The 18,823-nt window shown below is 70.7% G+C and carries 21 protein-coding genes; 5 read left to right on the top strand and 16 right to left on the bottom strand.

The annotated features are described in order from the left end of the window. Positions 1-62: 62 nt before the first annotated feature. On the top strand, positions 63-2,153 hold the full coding sequence (locus tag Vqi01_RS04270) for an acyl-CoA dehydrogenase family protein (RefSeq protein ID WP_204033149.1): 2,091 nt from the start codon (positions 63-65) through the stop codon (positions 2,151-2,153). Positions 2,154-2,222: 69 nt separating this feature from the next. Here the strand turns inward: Vqi01_RS04270 and Vqi01_RS04265 are convergent, their stop codons facing one another. The 7 genes from Vqi01_RS04265 to Vqi01_RS04235 all read right to left on the bottom strand — a co-directional run bounded on the left by Vqi01_RS04265 (position 2,223) and on the right by Vqi01_RS04235 (position 6,792). Next, positions 2,223-2,846 carry a hypothetical protein gene (locus Vqi01_RS04265; RefSeq protein ID WP_204033148.1) on the bottom strand — a complete coding sequence of 208 codons (624 nt, stop codon included), beginning with the start codon at positions 2,844-2,846 and terminating at the stop codon, positions 2,223-2,225. Positions 2,847-3,048: 202 nt separating this feature from the next. Beyond that, positions 3,049-3,432, bottom strand: coding sequence for a Fur family transcriptional regulator (locus Vqi01_RS04260; protein ID WP_204033147.1), 384 nt, complete (start codon positions 3,430-3,432; stop codon positions 3,049-3,051). Next, positions 3,429-3,728: an ArsR/SmtB family transcription factor gene (locus tag Vqi01_RS04255; protein WP_204033145.1), complete on the bottom strand. Its 300-nt coding sequence runs from the start codon at positions 3,726-3,728 to the stop codon at positions 3,429-3,431. The genes Vqi01_RS04260 and Vqi01_RS04255 overlap by 4 nt, the downstream gene beginning before the upstream one ends. A 37-nt stretch (positions 3,729-3,765) precedes the next feature. Further along, positions 3,766-4,635, bottom strand: coding sequence for a metal ABC transporter permease (locus tag Vqi01_RS04250; RefSeq protein WP_204033144.1), 870 nt, complete (start codon positions 4,633-4,635; stop codon positions 3,766-3,768). Beyond that, positions 4,632-5,396, bottom strand: a complete 765-nt coding sequence (locus tag Vqi01_RS04245; RefSeq protein ID WP_204033143.1) for a metal ABC transporter ATP-binding protein — start codon at positions 5,394-5,396, stop codon at positions 4,632-4,634. The genes Vqi01_RS04250 and Vqi01_RS04245 overlap by 4 nt, the downstream gene beginning before the upstream one ends. After that, a complete protein-coding gene (locus Vqi01_RS04240; protein ID WP_204033142.1) occupies positions 5,393-6,349 on the bottom strand; it encodes a metal ABC transporter substrate-binding protein in 957 nt (318 codons plus the stop codon). The genes Vqi01_RS04245 and Vqi01_RS04240 overlap by 4 nt, the downstream gene beginning before the upstream one ends. A gap of 185 nt (positions 6,350-6,534) precedes the next feature. Then, positions 6,535-6,792 carry a hypothetical protein gene (locus Vqi01_RS04235; protein WP_204033141.1) on the bottom strand — a complete coding sequence of 86 codons (258 nt, stop codon included), beginning with the start codon at positions 6,790-6,792 and terminating at the stop codon, positions 6,535-6,537. Positions 6,793-6,821: 29 nt separating this feature from the next. On the opposite strand from Vqi01_RS04235, the gene Vqi01_RS04230 reads away from it, so the two are divergent. The 3 genes from Vqi01_RS04230 to Vqi01_RS04220 all read left to right on the top strand — a co-directional run bounded on the left by Vqi01_RS04230 (position 6,822) and on the right by Vqi01_RS04220 (position 9,218). Then, on the top strand, positions 6,822-7,163 hold the full coding sequence (locus Vqi01_RS04230; RefSeq protein WP_204033139.1) for an antibiotic biosynthesis monooxygenase family protein: 342 nt from the start codon (positions 6,822-6,824) through the stop codon (positions 7,161-7,163). A gap of 25 nt (positions 7,164-7,188) precedes the next feature. Then, on the top strand, positions 7,189-7,725 hold the full coding sequence (locus Vqi01_RS04225) for an Rv0361 family membrane protein (RefSeq protein ID WP_204033138.1): 537 nt from the start codon (positions 7,189-7,191) through the stop codon (positions 7,723-7,725). A 113-nt stretch (positions 7,726-7,838) separates the two neighbouring features. Then, positions 7,839-9,218: a glycine--tRNA ligase gene (locus Vqi01_RS04220; protein ID WP_204033137.1), complete on the top strand. Its 1,380-nt coding sequence runs from the start codon at positions 7,839-7,841 to the stop codon at positions 9,216-9,218. A gap of 69 nt (positions 9,219-9,287) precedes the next feature. Here the strand turns inward: Vqi01_RS04220 and Vqi01_RS04215 are convergent, their stop codons facing one another. Further along, positions 9,288-10,238: a type IV toxin-antitoxin system AbiEi family antitoxin domain-containing protein gene (locus tag Vqi01_RS04215; protein ID WP_204033136.1), complete on the bottom strand. Its 951-nt coding sequence runs from the start codon at positions 10,236-10,238 to the stop codon at positions 9,288-9,290. Between the two features lie 179 nt (positions 10,239-10,417). Here Vqi01_RS04215 and dusB point away from each other — a divergent pair, with 179 nt between their 5' ends. Next, positions 10,418-11,593 carry a tRNA dihydrouridine synthase DusB gene (gene dusB, locus Vqi01_RS04210; protein WP_204033135.1) on the top strand — a complete coding sequence of 392 codons (1,176 nt, stop codon included), beginning with the start codon at positions 10,418-10,420 and terminating at the stop codon, positions 11,591-11,593. A gap of 10 nt (positions 11,594-11,603) precedes the next feature. Here dusB and Vqi01_RS04205 read toward each other — a convergent pair whose 3' ends face one another. The 8 genes from Vqi01_RS04205 to Vqi01_RS30540 form a co-directional block, all read right to left on the bottom strand. Continuing rightward, entirely contained in the window at positions 11,604-12,371 is a 768-nt protein-coding gene (locus Vqi01_RS04205) for a GntR family transcriptional regulator (protein WP_204033133.1), read from the bottom strand. Positions 12,372-12,449: 78 nt separating this feature from the next. After that, positions 12,450-13,154 (bottom strand): deoxyribose-phosphate aldolase, encoded by a 705-nt coding sequence (deoC, locus tag Vqi01_RS04200; protein WP_204033132.1) that lies wholly within the window; start codon positions 13,152-13,154, stop codon positions 12,450-12,452. Positions 13,155-13,196: 42 nt separating this feature from the next. After that, a complete protein-coding gene (gene rbsD / locus Vqi01_RS04195; RefSeq protein ID WP_204033131.1) occupies positions 13,197-13,652 on the bottom strand; it encodes a D-ribose pyranase in 456 nt (151 codons plus the stop codon). Further along, the gene (locus Vqi01_RS04190; RefSeq protein WP_204033130.1) at positions 13,649-15,196 is read right to left on the bottom strand and encodes a sugar ABC transporter ATP-binding protein; all 1,548 of its coding nucleotides are present in this window, start codon (positions 15,194-15,196) and stop codon (positions 13,649-13,651) included. The genes rbsD and Vqi01_RS04190 overlap by 4 nt, the downstream gene beginning before the upstream one ends. Positions 15,197-15,200: 4 nt before the next feature. Next, the gene (locus tag Vqi01_RS04185) at positions 15,201-16,220 is read right to left on the bottom strand and encodes a substrate-binding domain-containing protein (RefSeq protein WP_204033129.1); all 1,020 of its coding nucleotides are present in this window, start codon (positions 16,218-16,220) and stop codon (positions 15,201-15,203) included. 55 nt (positions 16,221-16,275) lie between these two features. Then, positions 16,276-17,310, bottom strand: a complete 1,035-nt coding sequence (locus tag Vqi01_RS04180) for an ABC transporter permease (RefSeq protein ID WP_204033128.1) — start codon at positions 17,308-17,310, stop codon at positions 16,276-16,278. Further along, the gene (locus Vqi01_RS04175) at positions 17,307-18,218 is read right to left on the bottom strand and encodes a ribokinase (RefSeq protein ID WP_204033127.1); all 912 of its coding nucleotides are present in this window, start codon (positions 18,216-18,218) and stop codon (positions 17,307-17,309) included. The genes Vqi01_RS04180 and Vqi01_RS04175 overlap by 4 nt, the downstream gene beginning before the upstream one ends. A 444-nt stretch (positions 18,219-18,662) precedes the next feature. Continuing rightward, positions 18,663-18,823 (bottom strand): C39 family peptidase (locus Vqi01_RS30540; RefSeq protein WP_239098177.1); only part of this gene is annotated, 161 nt, incomplete at its 5' end.

Genomic DNA, 18,823 nt, shown 5'->3' with positions numbered 1-18,823 from the left:
TATCCGTCACTACCTTTGGGTAACAACCGCGGGTAGCCTGTTGAGCAGGCGGAACAGTCAGAATGACCGGATCAGCCCGGGGGTTTGCCGTGGCCATCGCCGAGAACAGTCGTCCGTCAACCACCGACAGCCGTAGCGCCACCCCGCCGCCAGCCGCGGCGGGTGCTGATGCTCCGCCGGGCGCCCCGGGTGCTGATGCTCCGCCGGGCGCGGCGGGCGCCGATCCCTCGCCGGGCGCGCCGGGCCAGGTGTCCGAGAAGGAGGCCCGCCAGGTCGCCGAGTCGGCCCGACAGACCACCTGGGACCGGCCCAGCTTCGGCAAGGAACTCTTCCTCGGCCGGTTGCGGCTCGACCTGATCGACCCGTGGCCCCAGCCCGACCCGGCGGAGGAGAAACGGGCGCGGGAATTCCTCGGCCGACTGCGCGACTACGTCACCTCCGAGGTGGACGGTGCGGCGATCGAACGGGACGCGCGAATACCCGACGAGGTGTTCCAGGGGCTGGCCCGGCTCGGCGCGTTCGGCATGAAGATCGGCCAGGAGTACGGCGGGCAGGGGCTGAGCAACCTCAACTACTGCCGGGCACTGATGCTGACCGGCTCGGTCAGCCCGGTGATCGGCGCGCTGCTGTCGGCACACCAGTCGATCGGCGTACCGCAGCCGCTGAAGATGTTCGGCACCGACGAGCAGAAGCAGCGGTTCCTGCCCCGGCTGGCGGCCGGCGAGATCTCCGCGTTCCTGCTCACCGAGCCGGACGTGGGCTCCGACCCGGCCCGCCTGGCGACCACGGCGGAACCGACCCCGGACGGCACCGGCTACCGGATCAACGGCGTCAAGCTGTGGGCCACCAACGGCACGGTGGCCACCCATCTGGTGGTGCTGGCCCGGGTGCCCAAGGCCGAGGGGCGCAAGGGCGGGATCACCGCGTTCGTGGTGGACGGCGACGCCGAGGGCATCACCGTCGAGCGGCGTAACGCCTTCCTCGGCCTGCGTGGCCTGGAGAACAGCCTCACCCGTTTCCACGACGTGTTCGTGCCGAACGAGAACGTCATCGGCGGCGAGGGTAAGGGGCTGCGGATCGCCCTGAGCACGCTGACCACGGGACGGTTGTCGCTGCCGGCGATGTGCGTGGGTGCCGGCAAGTGGGCGCTGAACGTGGCCCGGGAGTGGTCCGCCGAGCGGGTGCAGTGGGGCCGCCCCGTCGGGGAGCACGAGGCGGTGGCGCAGAAGCTGTCCTTCATCGCCGCGACGACGTACGGCATGGAGACCATGCTGGAGCTGTGTTGCCTGCTCGCCGACGACGACCGTAACGACATCCGGATCGAGGCGGCGCTGGTGAAGCTCTACGCCAGCGAGATGGCGTGGCGGATCGCCGACGAACTGGTCCAGATCCGCGGCGGTCGGGGGTTCGAGACAGCCGAGTCGCTGGCCGCCCGGGGCGAGCGCCCGGCCGCGGTCGAGCAGCTCCTGCGGGACCTGCGGATCAACCGGATCTTCGAGGGCTCCACCGAGATCATGCACCTGCTGATCGCCCGCGAGGCGGTGGATGCGCACCTCTCCGTCGCCGGGGACATCATCGATCCCGACGCCGGCCTGGGCCGTAAGGCGAAGGCGGGCGCGCGGGCCGGGGCGTTCTACGCGCGCTGGCTGCCGACCCTCGCGGTCGGCAAGGGACAGCGACCCACCGCGTACGCCGATTTCGGCCCACTGGCCGGGCATCTGCGTTACGTCGAGCGCGCCTCGCGGAAGCTGGCTCGGTCGACGTTCTACGCGATGTCCCGCTGGCAGGGCAAGTTGGAACGCAAGCAGGCGTTCCTCGGCCGGGTGGTGGACATCGGCGCCGAGCTGTTCGCAATGAGCGCGGTCTGTGTCCGGGCGTCCGCGCAGCGGCAGGAGCGCCCGGAGAACGTCGAGCTGGCCGACCTCTTCTGCCGCCAGGCCCGGGTCCGGGTCGACGCGCTCTTCACCGCCCTGTGGCAGAACACCGACTCGCTCGACGTGATGGCCGCCGGACGGATCCTCGCCGGCCGCTACACCGCCCTGGAGGAGGGCGTCGTCCCGCCACCCGACGACCTCCCCTGGGTAGCCCCCGTCACCCCCGGCCCCTCCACCGTCACCCAGCCGGCCCGCCGCACCGTCCCCCCACCCGCCTGACGCCGCCCGCCCATGTTGATGAAGAAGTTTGCGTCGCGGTTCGCGCCGATGGTGACGCAAACTTCTTGATCAGCGCGGTCTCTCGGGTGGATGCGGGGCACGGAGGCCGAGGTGGTGGAGTTCGAGGGCGGCCAGGGCGTTGATGGTCTGCTCGTCGCCCTGGCGCCAGGCCTCGGCCACGTCGGGGGCGATCCGGGTCAGCCGGCGTAGCGGCTGCCCGGCGAGGGCGCGTAGGGCCAGCAGGTCCCGGCCGGCGGGTACGGCGGCCAGCGCCGCCGCCGAGCCGGCCCGGCGCACCCAGCGCACCCGCAGCGGCAGCCAGCCGAACAGCACCAGCCCGAGCGGTACGATCAGCAGCCCGACGGCCAGTGCCAGAGCCAACTGGTCGACGAGTTCCTGCTGATCCCGTCCGGCCTCGGCGAGCGAGCGGGCCGCGCCGGCCGCTCGTTCGAAGGGCGCGGTCAACTCGTCGCCCACCAGGGGCAGCCGGCTGACCTTGCCGCCGGCCTCGGCGAGGTTGTCGGCCAGCCCGCCGCCGGCCCCCTCCAGCTTTTCCCCGGGTACGGCCAGCTTCTGCACCAGGTCGTGCAGCCACAGCGCGCTCCGGATCGCCGCGTACACCCAGACGACGACGAGCAGATCGGTGAGCAACTGTCGGAGTGCGGTCGGAAAGCGATCAGCGTAAATCTTCACGCCGCACAGCGTGCCACGGCCACGCCCCCAGCACCCTGGCGCCGTCGACACCGAATCCGGCAAGACGCTGCCGCCGCTGACCCCCGTCGATCATGCACTATCGGTCGCCGATATGCCCTCTTCCACCGCGTTCGTACCGACGAAAACTGCAAGATCGCCGGGGAAGGGGTGGGGGGAGGGAAGGGGTGGGGTGGGGTGGGGTTTAGGGGGCGCAGGTGGGGCAGGTGCCGAATATTTCCAGGGTGTGGCTGACGTCGGTGAAGCCGTGCTGGGCGGCCACTCGGTCGGCCCAGGTCTCCACCGCGGGGCCGGCGACCTCCACCGTCCGGCCACAGGCCCGGCAGACCAGGTGGTGGTGGTGCCCCTCGCTGCAACGGCGGTAGAGGTGCTCGCCGCCCGGCGGGCGCATCACGTCGATCTCGCCGGCGTCGGCCAGGCCCTGCAGCGTCCGGTAGACCGTGGTCAGCCCGATCCGCTCGCCGCGATTGCGCAGCATCGCGTGCAGGTCCTGGGCGCTGTGAAAGCCCTCCACCTCGGCCAGCAGGGCGCTCACCGCCGAACGCTGACGGGTGTTACGGACGATCATGATCCCTCCCCGGCGTGGCTGACAGCGTCCGCCACGATGTGCGCGACGTGCTCGTCGACCAGGGTGTACGCGATCTCCCGGCCGCGCCGGGAACCGCGCACCACCCCGGCGCCGCGAAGCACCCGCAGATGTTGCGAAACCAGCGGTTGCGCTACGCCGAGGGTATCCACCAACTCGTGCACGCAGCGCTCACCGCCGGCCAGTTCACTGACGATGGCCAGCCGAATCGGTGCCGAGAGGGCCCGCAGGAGTTCGCTGGCGCCCTCGTACGCGTCGTAGCCGGATCCGCTGGTCACCCTGCAACGGTAACCAACACCGAAGCGGTGTGCGTGATCAGGATCCGCCGAGCAGCACCTCGTGCGGCTCGGGAGCGGGTTCCGGCTCCGGACGCGCCCGGCGGATCCGGCGCCAGCCGGCCGCGAGCAGGGTGACCACGATGAACGAGGCGATCGCGAGCACCACCACCGAGGCGCCGGGCGCGGTGTCGGCGACCGCCGCCAGCCAGACCCCGGCTCCGGCGGCGAACAGGCCGAGCACCATCGCCGCCGCCATGGTGGCGCGGAAACCCCGGGTCACCTGCTGGGCGGTGGCCACCGGGACGACCATCAACGCGCTGATCAGCAGGACGCCGACCGCCCGCATCGCGATCGTCACCGTGACCGCGGTGGTGATCGCGAGCAGCAGGTTGAGCCCACGCACCGGCAGGCCGGAGACCCGGGCGTACTCCTCGTCGTGACAGACCGCGAAAAGCGCGGGTCGCAGCGCGATCATCGCGATCAGCACGGCCGCGCCGAGTACCGCGATGGTGACCAGGTCGCTGCGGGAGGTCGTGGTCAGCGCCCCGAACAGGTACGCGTTGAGGTTGGCGCTGGTGCTGTCGGAGAGCCCGACCAGGACCACGCCGCCGGCGATGCCGCCGTAGAAGAGCAGGGCGAGCGCCAGGTCACCGGAGGTGCGCCCGCGTTCGCGGATCAGCTCGATGGCGATCGCCCCGATGGTGGCCGCGATCACTGCCATGATCACGGGCGAGGTCTGGAAGAGCAGGCCGGCGCCGACACCGGTCAGCGCGACGTGCCCGATGCCGTCCCCGATCAGGGCCAGCCGCCGCTGCACCAGGTAGATGCCGAGCGCCGGCGCGGCCAGGCCGATGATCAGCGCGCCGATCAGGGCGCGCAGCATGAACTCGTACTGGAAGAGACTCACGTTGTGCTCCACAGCCCGGCGGGCTCCTCGGGACCGTGCGGGTGCACGTGGTCGTGGTCCGGCGCGGCGTGGTGGCCGGCCGGATCCGGCACCGCGCCGTCGTGCGCGACAACCCCATGGTGTACGACCACCGCGCGGCTGATCAGGGGCCGGAGCGGACCGAGTTCGTGGGCGACGAGCAGGACGGTGCCCCCGTCGGCGGCGAAGCCGCGCAGCGCCCCGGCGAACGCCTCCTGACTGGCCGTGTCGACGCCCGCCGTCGGCTCGTCGAGGATCAGCAGCTCGGGTCGGCCGGCCAGGGCACGGGCGATCAGGGTGCGCTGCTGCTGCCCGCCGGAGAGGGTGGCCACCGGGTCCTTCGCCCGGTCGGCCAGGCCGACGGCGCGCAGCGCGCTGGCGACCGCCTCCCGGTCGGCCCGCCCGGGAGGGCGCAGGATGCCTCGCCGGGCGAGTCGGCCGGAGGCGACCACCTCGGCCACCGTGGCCGGCACGCCGCTGCCCGCGCCGAGGCGCTGCGGGACGTACCCGACCCGTTGCCACTGCCGGAACCGGCGCACCTGCTGGCCGAAGAGGGTCACCGCGCCGGCGCTGAGCGGCACCAGCCCGAGCACGGCGCGGACCAGGGTCGACTTGCCGGAACCGTTGGCACCGAGGATCGCGACCACCTCGCCGGCGGTCACGGTCAGCGAGACGTCCCGGAGCACGGGGCGGCCGTCGTACCCGACCACCCCGTGCGTGAGGGAGATGACCTCGGGTGTCACGAGCAGCCCAACGCGGTTCGCAGGGTCTCCAGGTTGGTGCGCATCACCGAAAGGTAGTCCTCGTCGCCGTCGGCTGACAGGCCCTCAAGCGGGTCCAGCACCGCGGTCCGGGCACCCACCTCCCGGGCGATGGTCTCGGCCACCTTCGGGCTGACCAGTGTCTCGAAGAAGATCGTGGTGGCCTGGTGCTCGCGGGCCTCCCGGATCACCTCGCCCAGCCGCTGCGGCGACGGCTCGTTCTCCGGCGAGAGCCCGGTGATGCCGATCTGCTTCAGCTGGTACTTCTGCGCCAGGTAGCCGAAGGCGGTGTGGCTGACCACGATCTCCCGGCGCTGGCAGGTCTTCAGCCCTTCGGCGAACTCGGTGTCGAGCGTCTCCAGCTCGGTACGCAGGGCGGCGGCCCGCTGCGTGTACTCTCCGGCCCGCTCCGGGTCCATGGCGCCGAGCCGCTCGGCCAGCTTGTCGCCGATGGTGGCCAGCCGGGTCGGGTCGAGCCAGACGTGCGGGTCCTTGGTGCCCGCCGGCTCCTCCTCGGCGTGTTCCTCCGCGTGGTCGTGGTCGTGGCCGCCGGCGGCGGCGTCCAACAGGGGTTCGACGGTGGCCACGTCGAAGACCCGGTCACCGGCGTTCTGCTGCACCGCCTCGTCCACCGCGGGCTGGAATCCGTGCAGGACGACGACCAGCTCCGCCTCGCTGATCTGCCCGACCTGGCCTGGGTTGAGTTCCAGGTCGTGCGGGTCGGCGCCGGGCCGGGCCAGGTTGGTCACCGCCACGGCGTGCCCGCCGATCCGCTCGGCGAGGAACTGCAACGGGTAGAAACCGGCGACCACGTCGACCCGTTGCGGATCGCTCCCGGCCGAGCCGTCGTCGGCCGCGCAGGCGGTGACGCCGGCCAGGGCGAGCAGGGCGGCTGCGCCGGCGGCCAGGGCGCGCGGGGTCGGAAGGAATCTCATGACACCGACTCTCCGCGAAGACGATAATGATTGTCAAAAACGCATGCATGCATGTCAGCGGAGATCGGGGTCTCCCGACCTCCGATCACCGCAGCTTCACCAGGCTTGCGCCGCAGTTTCGCGGCTTCACCGGGCTCGCACCGCAGCTTCACGGCTCCACCGGGCTCGCACGGCGAGCCGGGCTCTCACAGCAGCTTCACCAGGCCGGCGGTGACCAGCAGGGTCAGCACCAGCAGCCGGATCGCCCGGGTCGGGGGCGTCTGTACCCGCCAGGTCGTCATCAGCACGGCGGCCACCGCACCGGCGAGCAGCAGGGTCAGCAGCCCGCCGACGACGCCCGGGGTGAAGAACGCGACCAGGGCCAGGACCAGGGTGACCAGGAACACCGTCGTGGGGTTGGCCCGGGCCAGCCGGCTGGCGATCCCGCTCTGCGTACGCTGCATTCCACAGACTCTACGAGGAGGAGGACCCGGTGCTGGTGACCAACCGGTTCGTGGTCGACGAAGATGCCGCCGAGGCGTTCACCGATCGGGCCCACGCGGCCCTCGCGGCGCTCGCCGCCCGGCCCGGTTACCTGCGCGGTCAACTGGTCCGGGCGCTGGACGACCCCCGACACTGGTGCCTGGTCACCGAGTGGGAGTCGGTCGGCACCTATCGCCGGGCCCTCGGCGGCTTCGACGTCAAGGTCACGGCGGTGCCGCTGCTCGCGGAGAGCATCGACGAGCCGTCCGCGTACGAGGCGTTGGCCACCGCCGCCCCGGGTGGGGACGTGGTGGTGGTCGCCAGCGATCGGGCTGTGGGTCCTTACCGCTGAGCCACCGGGCACTACGCTGGCTTCCATGACCGCTCCCGGACCGGCAGCCCCATCGCCACATCCCGCCCCGGGTGGCTCCGAGTCGAGCGTTCCGACGCCGCCGCCCGGCCCCGGGGTCGCCCCGCCGTTCGCGGCGCCGCCGACGGAGGGCGGTCGGTCCCGGCTCTGGCTCGGTCTCGGCGCCGGTGCGCTGGCCCTGTTGATCTGCTGCGGTGGTGGCGGCACGGCAGTGGTCGGCCTGCTGGTCAGCGGGGTGCAGGCGATCGAGGAGCAGGGCCGCACGGTCTCCGACGACTACTACCGCGCCCTGTCCGAAGGCCAGTTCGGGCGGGCGTACGACCAACTGTGTGAGGACGCCAAGCGCCGCGAGTCCCGGCAGGAGTTCGAACGCCGGGCCGCCGTCGAGCCGCAGATCTCCTCCTACAAGATCGGCCAGGTGGACGCCAACACGCTCACCGTGCCGGTGGACGTGACCTACGCCGGTGGCGGCCAGGAGCGTCAGCAGGTGGTGCTCCAGCAGGACCAGCAGACCGGCGGCATGGAGGTCTGCGGAGTCAACTGACCGGCCGCAGGTAATGTGCTGGGTTCGGGACCCACGGGTCGTACCGTGGTCCCGGTACCGTGCCAGCCATCCCATCACGTCCCCGCCGACCGCCAGTCGGCGTAGGAGGAACAATGCCAGCCGACCGAATCGACGCCGTTGTCAGCCTCGCCAAGCGCCGGGGCTTCGTTTTTCCCTCCAGCGAGATCTACGGAGGCACCCGGTCGGCGTGGGACTACGGTCCACTCGGCGTGGAACTCAAGGAGAACGTCCGCCGCCAGTGGTGGAAGACCATGGTCCAGCAGCGCGACGACGTGGTGGGCCTGGACTCCGCGGTGATCCTGGCCCGGGACGTCTGGGCCGCCTCCGGCCACCTGGAAGCCTTCGTCGACCCGCTGACCGAGTGCCAGTCCTGCCACAAGCGGTTCCGTGCCGACCACCTGGAGGAGGCGTACGAGGCCAAGCACGGCAAGCTGCCGTCCTCGCTGACTGAGCTGAACTGCCCCAACTGCGGCAACAAGGGCACCTTCACCGAGCCGAAGATGTTCAACGGCCTGATGAAGACCTACCTCGGCCCGGTGGAGAGCGACGAGGGCCTGCACTACCTGCGCCCGGAGACCGCCCAGGGCATCTTCGTCAACTACAAGAACGTCGAGACGGTGGCCCGCAAGAAGCCGCCGTTCGGCATCGCGCAGACCGGCAAGTCGTTCCGCAACGAGATCACCCCGGGTAACTTCATCTTCCGCACCCGCGAGTTCGAGCAGATGGAGATGGAGTTCTTCGTCGAGCCGGGCACCGACGAGCAGTGGCACGAGTACTGGCTCGCCGAGCGCTGGAACTGGTACGTCGACCTTGGCCTGGCCGAGAACAACCTGCGCTTCTACGAGCACCCCAAGGAGAAGCTCTCCCACTACGCCAAGCGCACCGTCGACATCGAGTACCGCTTCCGGTTCGGCGGCAGCGAGTTCGCCGAGCTGGAGGGTGTCGCCAACCGCACCGACTTCGACCTGTCCACGCACAGCAAGCACTCCGGCGTCGACCTGTCGTACTTCGACCAGACCAAGGGCGAGCGCTGGGTGCCGTACGTGATCGAGCCGGCCGCCGGCCTGACCCGCGCGGTGCTGGCGTTCCTGCTCGAGGCGTACGACGAGGACGAGGCGCCGAACACCAAGGGTGGCGTGGACAAGCGGACCGTGATGCGCTTCGACCCGCGACTGGCCCCGGTCAAGGTGGCCGTGCTGCCGCTGTCGCGCAACGAGGCGCTCTCGCCCAAGGCGAAGGATCTCGCCGCGCAGCTGCGCAAGCGCTGGGTGGTCGAGTTCGACGACTCGCAGGCGATCGGCCGCCGCTACCGCCGGCAGGATGAGATCGGCACCCCGTTCTGCGTCACGGTCGACTTCGAGACCCTGGACGACAACGCCGTCACCATCCGTAACCGGGACACCATGGCCCAGGAGCGCATCGCCCTGGACCAGGTCGAGCGCTACCTCATCGACCACCTCCCCGGCTGCTGACGTGTAAGGAAGTGCAAGGAAGGGCCCCTTCTTAACGCCTGGCGTAGAGGAGGGGCCCCTTCTTAACACTCAGGGCATGACCCGTACCCCGATGGCGGCACCGAGACCACGCCGGGACTCGTACGCGTCCGTCACCATCCGCCGCACCCGACGCGGCTCGCGGCGGATCTGCGCCGGCGTGAAGTGCAGGACCAGGATGCCGTGCCGGCTGAGCTCGTTGTGCCGGTCGAGCGTGCGTGTCCAGTCCGCCGGACGGTAGTGGTATTCCTGCGAGTCGACCTCCAACGCCACCGCCGCATCGGGGAGATAGCCGTCGGGCGTCGGCAGGGACCGGCCGCCCGCATCGAGCAGCCGAGGATTCCAGTGGATCTCCGGCAGCACCGGGCTCTCCGCGAGACACTCCCGCAGCTCAGCCTCGGGTGCCGAGCGGGTGCCCTGCATCACCTCGGAGAACGCCTTCCTGACCAGCGCCGTCCGGCTGCGCCGGGCCCGACGGATCTCCTCGTCCAGGGTCGCGAGGTCGGCGTACCCCCGCTGGATGGCCTCGGCCACGACGGCCCGCACCGGACGTAGCTGGCGCAGGTCCCGCGCCGCGTCGACCACCGCGCGGGCCGGCGAGCAGACCGGGTAGAGCGCCGTGACGCGGGCCCGGTCGTCCAGGGACAGGGCCCGCGAGATCACCGCGTATCCCGCCGACTTGCGGCGTGCGTGATGCGGCACGATCAGGTGTACGGCATCGGTGCTCGGGCTCTGCCGGAAGCCGTACCAGCTGAGGGCGGCCAAGCCGGTGAGCTGCGCCTCGCCGCCGGCGTACAGAGCGGCCGAGATCCGTCGCTGTTCGTCCGTCAAAACCCCGGTGACCAGGGCGTACGTCGCGGGGAGGACCCGTTGCCACAAACCGCGCCGGGCCTGCCGGTAGAGGTACATGTCGTCGAAACCGGCGGCCAGCAGCTGGACCCGGGTGACGATCTGCTGTTGCCGCTCGGCCAGGTCGGAGAATTCGGGTGGGTGGGTACGCATGAGGCGCAGCATCGGTGGCGCGGCCCGTCGGTGTCCGGCCCGGCCGGCGATCCTGTGGACGGCCAACCGGGTTGTGGACAACGTGTTGATCTTCGGCCGAATGTGGTATGCGTCGCGTTAAGAAGGGGCCCCTCCTATGCACGAGGCGTTAAAAGGGGGCCCTTCCTTACACTTGGGTGGTGATCTCGACGACGACTGCTCCGGTGCTGCGTCCGTTGCCGATCGGGCGGCATCGGGTGTGGCCGCCGGTGGTGCTGGCGCCGATGGCGGGCATCACCAACGTCGGGTTTCGGCAGCTCTGCCGGGAGCAGGGCGGCGGCATCTACGTCTGCGAGATGATCACCACGGTGGCGTTGGTCGAGCGGAACCCGAAGACGCTGCGGATGATCGCCTTCGGGGCGGACGAGTCGCCGCGCAGCCTCCAGCTCTACGGCACCGACCCGGAGATCACCGCCGCCGCCGTGCGGATCGTGGTGGAGAAGGACCTCGCCGATCACATCGACCTGAACTTCGGCTGCCCGGTGCCGAAGGTGACCCGGCGCGGCGGCGGCGCGGCGCTGCCGTGGCGGCGCCGGCTCTTCGCCCGCCTGGTGCGGGCCGCGGTGGATGCCGCCTCGCCCGCCGGGGTGCCGGTCACGGTCAAGATGCGCAAGGGCATCGACGACGACCACCTGACGTACGTCGAGGCGGGGCTGGCCGCGCAGGAGGCCGGCGTCGCCGCGGTCGCCCTGCACGGGCGTACGGCCGCGCAGCGCTACTCGGGCACCGCGGACTGGGACGCCATCGCCACCCTCAAGCAGGCGCTTGACGTGCCGGTGCTCGGCAACGGCGACATCTGGGAGGCCGACGACGCGCTGCGGATGGTGGCGCACACCGGCGTCGACGGGGTGGTGATCGGGCGCGGTTGCCTCGGCCGGCCGTGGCTTTTCGCCGACCTGGAAGCCGCGTTCGAGGGCCGTGCCGTGCGGCGGCTGCCCAGCCTCGGGGAGGTGGCGGTGACCATGCGCCGGCACGCCGAGCTGCTGGTCGAGCAGTTCACCGCCGGTGCCCGCAATCCGGCCCGGGGCGAGCGGGACGGCTGCACCGACTTCCGTAAGCACGTCGCCTGGTACCTCAAGGGGTTCCCGGTCGGCAGCGAGCTGCGCCGTGCCCTGGCGATGATCGACAGCCTGGCCCAGCTCGACGACCTGCTCGGCAAACTGGACCCGATCGTGCCGTTTCCGGCGGAGGCGCTGGGCCAGCCGCGTGGCCGGACCAACTCCCCGGGCAAGGTCTTCCTGCCTGACGGCTGGCTGGCCAGCCGGGACGACGACACCGTCCCGGAGGGCGCCGAACTGGCCGATTCCGGCGGCTGACCGGGGCTGCTCAGCGGCGGGAGAGAAGAGAGGTGACCCGCATCCGTTCGCTGTGGATCCACACGTCTGAGTATTCGATCGGCCGGCCGTCGTCCAGATAGGTGATCTGTTCGAGGTAGAGCAGCGGGAAACTTTCCGGCACATGGAGCGCGGTCGCGGTCCGGCCGGAGGCGGCGGTCGCGGTGAAGGTACGCCGGCCCGTGCTGATCTTCAGCCCGTACTCGTTCTCCAACAGCCCGAACAGGGAACGATCGGTCAGGTCGGCCCGTTCCAGACCGGGCGCGAGGTCCACGCGTACGTAGTTGACCAGCCGGGCCACCGGGCCGGAGGAGAGGGACCGGATCCGTTCCAGCCGCAGGACCGATTGACCGGGGCGCAGGTCGAGCAGGGCTGCCACGGGCGACGGGGCGGAGATGAGCTCGTGGGAGATCACCTGGGTGGAGACTTCGACGCCCTGCCGGGCGAAGTCCTCGGAAAGGGTGGTCAGCTTCTGGGCGATGGAGGGTTCGATCGCGGTGGAGGTGACGAAGGTGCCGCGGCCCCGGACCTGCACCAGCAGGCCGTCGCGGATCAGCGTGGACAGGGCCCGGCGCAGTGTGCCGCGGGAGATGCCGAGGTCGACGGCCAGTTCCGGCTCGCTGCGTAGCCGGTAGTGCGGTGGCCACTCGCCGGACACGATCCGGGCCCGGATCTGTTCCGAGACCTGCGCGTGTAACGGTACCGGCGCCTCGCGGTCGAGTTGATCGGCCGCTGCGGCCGGGCGCAACTGGTCGGACATGTCACCTTCCACGGTGGGGACCGCCACCCCTCGACGCCGAACGTGGTGCGGACGCTCGGGTCGAGGGGCGGCGGCGGCTCAGTAGCTCGTGGTCTTATCGTCGGTCGTGTCCGTGACGATAGCCACTCCGGCGCTGGTGCCCAGCAGCACCGCCCCGGCGCGCAGCAGGGAGACCGCCTGCTCGAACGACTTGATCGAGCCGGACGCCTTGACCCGTACGCCCTCCGGCGCCCGCGACACCAGGTAGGCGACGCTGTCCGGGTTGGCCACCTCGATGGCGCCGCTGCTGGCGTTCTTCAGCACCGCGGCTCCGGCCTCGATGGACAGTTCCACGGCGGCGTCCCGCTCGGCCGGGGTGAGCAGCGGCAGTTCGAGCATCACCTTGATCGGGACCCCGGCCGCCCGGACCACGCCGGCGATGTCGTCGCGGAAGGCGTCGTACCGGCCGCTCTTGAGCCAGCCGATCTGCACCCCGATGTCGATCTGGGTGGCGCCGGCCCGGACCAGGCTTTCCGCCTCGGCGGCCTTTCCGGCGCTGGTGGTCACGCCGACGGTGGGAAAGTCCAGCGCCGACGCGACCTCGAGGCCGGTGCCGCGCAGCACCTCGGCGACCTCCGATACCCAGGATCCGGGCACCATCGCGGCGTTGAAGCCGTACCGGACGGTCTCCTCCGCGTGGGCCACGATCCGGTCGCGCGTCACCCCGACCTCGATCAGGGTGTGCTGGATGTACGGGGCCAACGCGGCGGGCGTGACGGTGTCGGCCAGGATGGCAGTGCTCACGTTCTTCTCCAATGTGATGCGTGGCGGCGCGTGGTTGCGCCGCTACATCCGGTCCCGGTAGTAGTCGGGCACGATGACTCCGGGCTCGTCGAACCAGCGCGGCACGTCCACGCCGCAGATCAGCCCGACGTTGCCCCACGGGTTGAAGGCCCCGGTCCGGACAATCGCCTTGGCCTGGTGGGCCAGCTCGCCGAGCATTTCGGCGTGCTGCCTGGTGGTCAGCGGTACGCCCGGGAAACGCTGACCCAGCCAGTCGGCGAGTGGCTCGTTGTGGGTGGTGACGTCCTCGGCGACCACCACACCCTCGACGATGATCTCGTCGGCGACCAGGTCGAGCACGGTGGTCAGCGAAGGCAGGTCCTCGGCCAGGGCCAGGTCGACCCGGTGGGCGGTACGCGGGATGGGGAAGCCCGCGTCGACCACGAGCAGCAGGTCGGTGTGGCCCAGCGAGGCCAGTACCCCGGACAGTTCGGCGTTGAGCACGCCCCTGCGTTTCATGCCTTCTCCTTCATGGTGTGCGCGCCGGTGGCCAGGGCCATCACCTTTTCCTCGGTGGCTTCCGACGCGGGAATGACACCGACCACGCGCCCGGCGGCCATGACGGCGATCCGGTCGCTGATGGTCAGCAGTTCGGGCAGGTCCGACGAGGAGACGAGGATCGCGACCCCCGCGTCGGCCAGGCTGCGGAACAGCCGGTAGATCTCCGCCTTGGCGCCGACGTCGACACCACGGGTGGGCTCGTCCAGCAACATCAGCCGCGGCTCGATGGACAGCCATCGCGCCAGCAGCGCCTTCTGCTGGTTGCCGCCGGAGAGCTGGGTGATGCCCTGCGCCGTGGACGAGGTCTTCACCCGCAGTTCCCCCGCCCGCTTGTCGGCGTCGCGGCGCAGGGCACGTCGCCGCAGCAGGCCGAACCGCTGCCGGCGGCCGAGCGTCAGGATGTTCACGTTGTCCGCGACGCTCATCGTCGGCAGGATCCCCTGCTGCCGGCGCTCACCCGGCAGGTACGCCACCCGGGCGTCGATGGCGTCCCGCGGCGTCCTCGCGGTAAAGGTCTTCCCGTCCAGTTGCAGTTCTCCGCCGCTGATCGGGTCGGCGCCGAAGATGCCGCGCAGCAGCTCGATCCGCCCGCTGTCGGGCAGGCCGGCCACACCGACCACCTCACCGGGCGCGACGTCCAGGTCAACGTCGGTGAAGCCGGTGCCGCAGATGCCCCGCGTACGCAACCGTGGGGTGGCCGTGGCGGCCGGTGCCGGGGTGTCGTGCCGGGCGAACTCGGCGGCGAGTTCCCGGCCCACCATCGCGGCGACCACGGTGTCCGGGCTGACTTCGGCGGTGGGCCAGTGCCCGACGTGCCGGCCGTCGCGCAGCACGTGGATGTGCTGGGAGAGGGCGAACACCTCGGGCATCCGGTGCGAGACGTAGAGCATCGTCACCCCGGCGGCCCGCAGCGAGTGGATCACCTCGAAGAGCCGCTCCGACTCCGCCGGGGAGAGGATCGAGGTCGGCTCGTCGAGGATCATCAGCCGTGCCTCGCGGGCCAGGGACCGGGCGATGACCACCAACTGCTGGGTGGCGGCGTCCAGGTCGCGGACGGAACGCCGGGGGTCGATGCGTACGGCGAGCCGGTCCAGCAGTTCCGCGGCGCGCTCGTCGATCCGACGGCGGTGCGGAAACGGCCGGGATCCGGGTTCGACGCCGAGCATGATGTTCTCGGCGACCGTCCGGTCCTGAGCCAGCGCGAGTTCCTGGGGCACCAGGGCGACCCGGTGCCGGCTGAGCAGGTTGGCCGGGTCGAACCGGCGGACCTCGTCGCCGTTCACCCGTACGGTGCCGGTCGTGGGGCTGTCCAGCCCGGCCAGGATCTTCATGAGGGTCGACTTGCCGGCACCGTTCTCACCCATCACGGCGGTGAGGTTGCCAGCGGGGACGCTCAGGGTCACGTCCTGCAGGGCTCGGACGGATCCGAAGTGCTTCGACAGACCCGTCACCTCGACGGCGGCGGCCGTCGTCGAGATGGTGATCGTGGCCGGGCTGGTCATCGGCTCAGCCCTCCACCGGTACGTCGGCCAGGTTGTCCCGGGTGACCACGAGGGCACCCGTGTCCACGTCCTTGATCTCCGTACCGTTCTTGAGGAAGTCGGCCAGCAGCTTGACCGCCTGGTAGCCCTGCTCCGCCGGGCCCTGGCTGATGGTCAGGTCGACCACGCCGTCGCGGAGGTACTCGACGGTCTGCGGCTGCACGTCGAAGCCGACAGAGTGGATCTTGCCGACGTTGCCGGACTGCTGGAGCCACTTCGCTCCGGCGGTGAAGCTGCAGCAGTCCAGGGAGACCAGGGCGATCGCGTCGCGCTGCGCCGCCATCGTCGACTCGATCGTGTTGTACGCGGCGCTCGGCTCGTTGCCGGTGTTCACCGGCCCGACGATCTCCAGTCCGGCGTCCTTCACCCCGGCCTGGAAACCGGAGAAGCGGTCGTTGGACCAACCGGCGCCGGAGTCGACGGAGACCACCACGACCTTGCCGGTCTTGCCGTTGAGAACCCCGAGCAGTTCCTTGGCGAGCGACTCGCCCGAGGCGACCAGGTCCTGCCCGACGAAGCCCATCTGCTTCGACTCGGGGTTGTTGGTGTTGAACGAGATGATCGGGATGCCCGCGTCGTACGCCTGGGCGATGACCGGCTTGAGGGCGTCGTTGCTTGCCGACGAGACGGCCAGGCCGTGGATCTGCTTCTGGTTGATCAGGGTCTGCAGCTCGGCGACCTGGTCGGCGGCCTGGCCGCCGGTCGGGCCGATCATCTGGGCCTCGATGCCGAGTTCCCGCGCCGCCCGCTCCATGCCCTCCCGAATGGGTACGGCGAAGGCCAGCGACGGATCGTGGTAGCTCAGCCGGATCTTGAGGGCGTCGCCCTTCTCGACGGCCTCGGAGATGTAGTCGGCGAGTTGGAAACCGCCGTCACTCTTCGCGGCGTTGCCGGCGGGCTCGACCGCGCCGCAGGCGGCGTTCGCCATCAGCGCCAGGCCGAGGGTCGCGGCGACGGCGATCCGGCGTTTGAGGGACAGTCTCATCGTGGTGGCTCCTTTGCATAGGTGGGGGAGGTGCCGGGTGCGTACCGACGCGGGATCAGCGGCGCCCGGAGCGTCTGCGCAGCCAGTTGTCGGCGGCCACGGCGAGGATGATCACGCCGCCGGTCGCCACCGTCTGCCAGAAGGAGGAGATGCCGCGCAGGTTGAGGATGTTCTGCAGGACACCGATGAACGCGACGCCGATGACGGTGCCGAGCATCGTCCCGGAACCGCCGAACAGGGCCGCGCCACCGATGATCACGGCGGAGATGGCGACGAGCTCCATCCCGGTGCCGGTGACGCCCTGCACGTAGGAGAGGAAGGAGAGACCGAGCACGCCGGCGAGCCCGGCGAGGGTGCCGGAGAGGGTGAAGGCGGTGATCTTCACCCGGGCCGTGTTGATGCCACAGAGCCGGGCGGCCTCGGCGCTGCCGCCGACGGCGTAGGTGTTGAACCCGTAGCGCGAGCGGGACAGCACGATCGCCCCGAGCACGGCGACGAGGGCGAAGATGACCAGTTGCATCGGCAGCAGGCCGAAGAGCTTGCCCTGACCGAGCAGATTGAACTCGGCGACGTTCGGGTCACTGCTGGACAGCGAGATCGGCGATCCACCGCTGAGCAGCAGGGTCACGCCCCGGTAGACACTCAGCGTACCGAGGGTGACGATGAAGGACGGGATGCCGAAGCCCACGGTCATCAGGCCGTTGAGCAGGCCGGCGACCGCGCCGGCGGCGATCCCGCCGAGGGCCGCGAGGGGCCAGGCCACATCCGAGGTCATCAGCAGGCCGGCGACCACAGCACCGAGGCCGTATATCGAGCCGACGGAAAGGTCGATCTCCGCGTTGATGATGACGAAGGTGACCCCGATCGCCATGATGCCGATCTGGGCGATCTGTTGGCCGACCGTGAGGAAGTTGTTTGCCCCGAGGAAACCCGGAGCGATCAGGGTGCCCAGCGCGAAGAGCACGACCAGGGCGAGAAACGTGCTGGCCTCGCGGGCGTGCAGGAAACGCTGGAAGAGTGAGGGGCGGGATTCGGCGGCGGGCGCCTTCGGGGCCGCCGCCGGCGCGGTCATCTGGACCATCTCTCTCATCTCCTCAACAGGGCCGCGATGTCGTCCGGGCGGGGCAGGGCGGGTATGACCTCGGCGACCCCGACGGCGTGAGCACCGGCCGCGGCGGCATACCGGGCCGCCTCGGTGAGGTCGTCACCTCGGGTCAGGGCGACGGCGAGCGCGCCGGTGAAGGCGTCGCCGGCGCCGGTGGTGTCGACCACCCGTGGCACGGTGACCGGCACGACCCGGGTCCGCTCACCGGCGTCATCCACCAGGGCGCCCTCGGCGCCGAGGGTCAGCACGACGGTGCCGGTGTAGCGGGCCCGTAGCAGGTCGATCAGCTGCTCGGCGGTGGTGGCGTCGTCCGGGTCCAGGCCGGCCAGCACTCGTGCCTCGCTGGCATTCGGCGTGAGAACGTCGATCCACTCCCACGCCTCGTCGGGCAGCGCCACGGCCGGGGCGGGGTTTAGCAGCGTACGAATCCCGTGCTTGTGGGCGGTGCGCAGTGCGGCGAGCGCGACCGGCAGCGGGATCTCCAGGCTGACCACGACCAGATCCGCCTCGGCGATGCGGTCGGCGAACCGGTCGACGTCGGCCGGGGTCAGCTCGTCGAGGGCGCCGGGCGCGATCGCGATCCGGTTCTCGCCGTCGTCGTCGACGAGGATGAAGCCGACCATGGTGGCCGCGTCGGTGATCCGGACGGCCGCGGCGTCGATCCCTTCGTCGACCCAGAGCTGGCGTGCCGCGTCGCCGAACTGGTCCCGGCCGACGGCGGTCAGGAAGCTGACCTCCGCGCCGAGACGGGCAGCGGCCACGGCCTGGTTCGATCCCTTGCCGCCGTGCCCGGAGGCGAACCGGCCGCCGGAGAGGGTCTCGCCCGCGACCGGGGCGCGGGGCACCCGCATGGTCAGCCCGGCGCCGTAGCTGCCTACCACTGCAATCTTCATGCCCGCCTCTTGTTCATGGACAACCATGTACAGATATGGCGACCGTACGTCGGGCGGCCGGGGGTGTCAATAGCTGGGCCGCCGCGCGATGGCACCGGTCCCGAACGCCTGACCTGCACTTACGCACCAGACGTCCACTCTTGCTCCGCCCACGCCGAGCGCCGCGCGCCCTGCGGCCCGCCCTGCAGCCGGAGGCGGCAAGTTCGGGGATGTTGCTGCCTCGCCTGTGCTGGGAGGGGGCAAGTTCGGGGATGTTGCTGCCTCACAGGCGGGCTTGTGGCCGGGTGGCGGGGTGGCTCCCGTCCTTGTGCCCGGGTGGCAGGGTGCCCGGGTGGCAGGGTGCCCGGGTGGCAGGGTGCCCGGGTGGCAGGCAGACGGATGGGGGTATGACGAAAGGGCCGACCCCCTGGAATGGGGGTCGGCCCTTGTCGTTGCGGGGGATCGTCAGCTGGTGGCGGAGTAGCCGCGGGTGGCGATCCAGTTGGCGAGGGTGTCGATGTTCATGCGGTAGGTGGCTTGGTTGGGGTCGGCGGAGTCGGCGATGGTGACGGTGTCGCCGTTGTCGTGGTAGCCGGTGACGCTGATGTAGTGTCCGCCGGCGAAGC

The sequence above is a fragment of the Micromonospora qiuiae genome (assembly GCF_016863555.1).
Lineage (GTDB): Bacteria > Actinomycetota > Actinomycetes > Mycobacteriales > Micromonosporaceae > Micromonospora > Micromonospora qiuiae.
The sequence above is the reverse complement of the archived record's forward strand: the minus strand, read 5'-3'. Positions and strand labels throughout refer to the sequence as shown.

Excerpts from the sequence above, each read along its gene's own strand:
- Vqi01_RS04270 (WP_204033149.1), top strand. The coding sequence starts at position 63 with ATGACCGGATCAGCCCGGGGGTTTGCCGTGGCCATCGCCGAGAACAGT.
- Vqi01_RS04260 (WP_204033147.1), bottom strand. The coding sequence starts at position 3,432 with ATGATCGTCCGTAACACCCGTCAGCGTTCGGCGGTGAGCGCCCTGCTG.
- Vqi01_RS04240 (WP_204033142.1), bottom strand. The coding sequence starts at position 6,349 with ATGAGATTCCTTCCGACCCCGCGCGCCCTGGCCGCCGGCGCAGCCGCC.
- Vqi01_RS04235 (WP_204033141.1), bottom strand. The coding sequence starts at position 6,792 with ATGCAGCGTACGCAGAGCGGGATCGCCAGCCGGCTGGCCCGGGCCAAC.
- Vqi01_RS04225 (WP_204033138.1), top strand. The coding sequence starts at position 7,189 with ATGACCGCTCCCGGACCGGCAGCCCCATCGCCACATCCCGCCCCGGGT.
- Vqi01_RS04220 (WP_204033137.1), top strand. The coding sequence starts at position 7,839 with ATGCCAGCCGACCGAATCGACGCCGTTGTCAGCCTCGCCAAGCGCCGG.
- Vqi01_RS04215 (WP_204033136.1), bottom strand. The coding sequence starts at position 10,238 with ATGCGTACCCACCCACCCGAATTCTCCGACCTGGCCGAGCGGCAACAG.
- Vqi01_RS04205 (WP_204033133.1), bottom strand. The coding sequence starts at position 12,371 with ATGTCCGACCAGTTGCGCCCGGCCGCAGCGGCCGATCAACTCGACCGC.
- rbsD (WP_204033131.1), bottom strand. The coding sequence starts at position 13,652 with ATGAAACGCAGGGGCGTGCTCAACGCCGAACTGTCCGGGGTACTGGCC.
- Vqi01_RS04190 (WP_204033130.1), bottom strand. The coding sequence starts at position 15,196 with ATGACCAGCCCGGCCACGATCACCATCTCGACGACGGCCGCCGCCGTC.
- Vqi01_RS04185 (WP_204033129.1), bottom strand. The coding sequence starts at position 16,220 with ATGAGACTGTCCCTCAAACGCCGGATCGCCGTCGCCGCGACCCTCGGC.
- Vqi01_RS04180 (WP_204033128.1), bottom strand. The coding sequence starts at position 17,310 with ATGAGAGAGATGGTCCAGATGACCGCGCCGGCGGCGGCCCCGAAGGCG.
- Vqi01_RS04175 (WP_204033127.1), bottom strand. The coding sequence starts at position 18,218 with ATGAAGATTGCAGTGGTAGGCAGCTACGGCGCCGGGCTGACCATGCGG.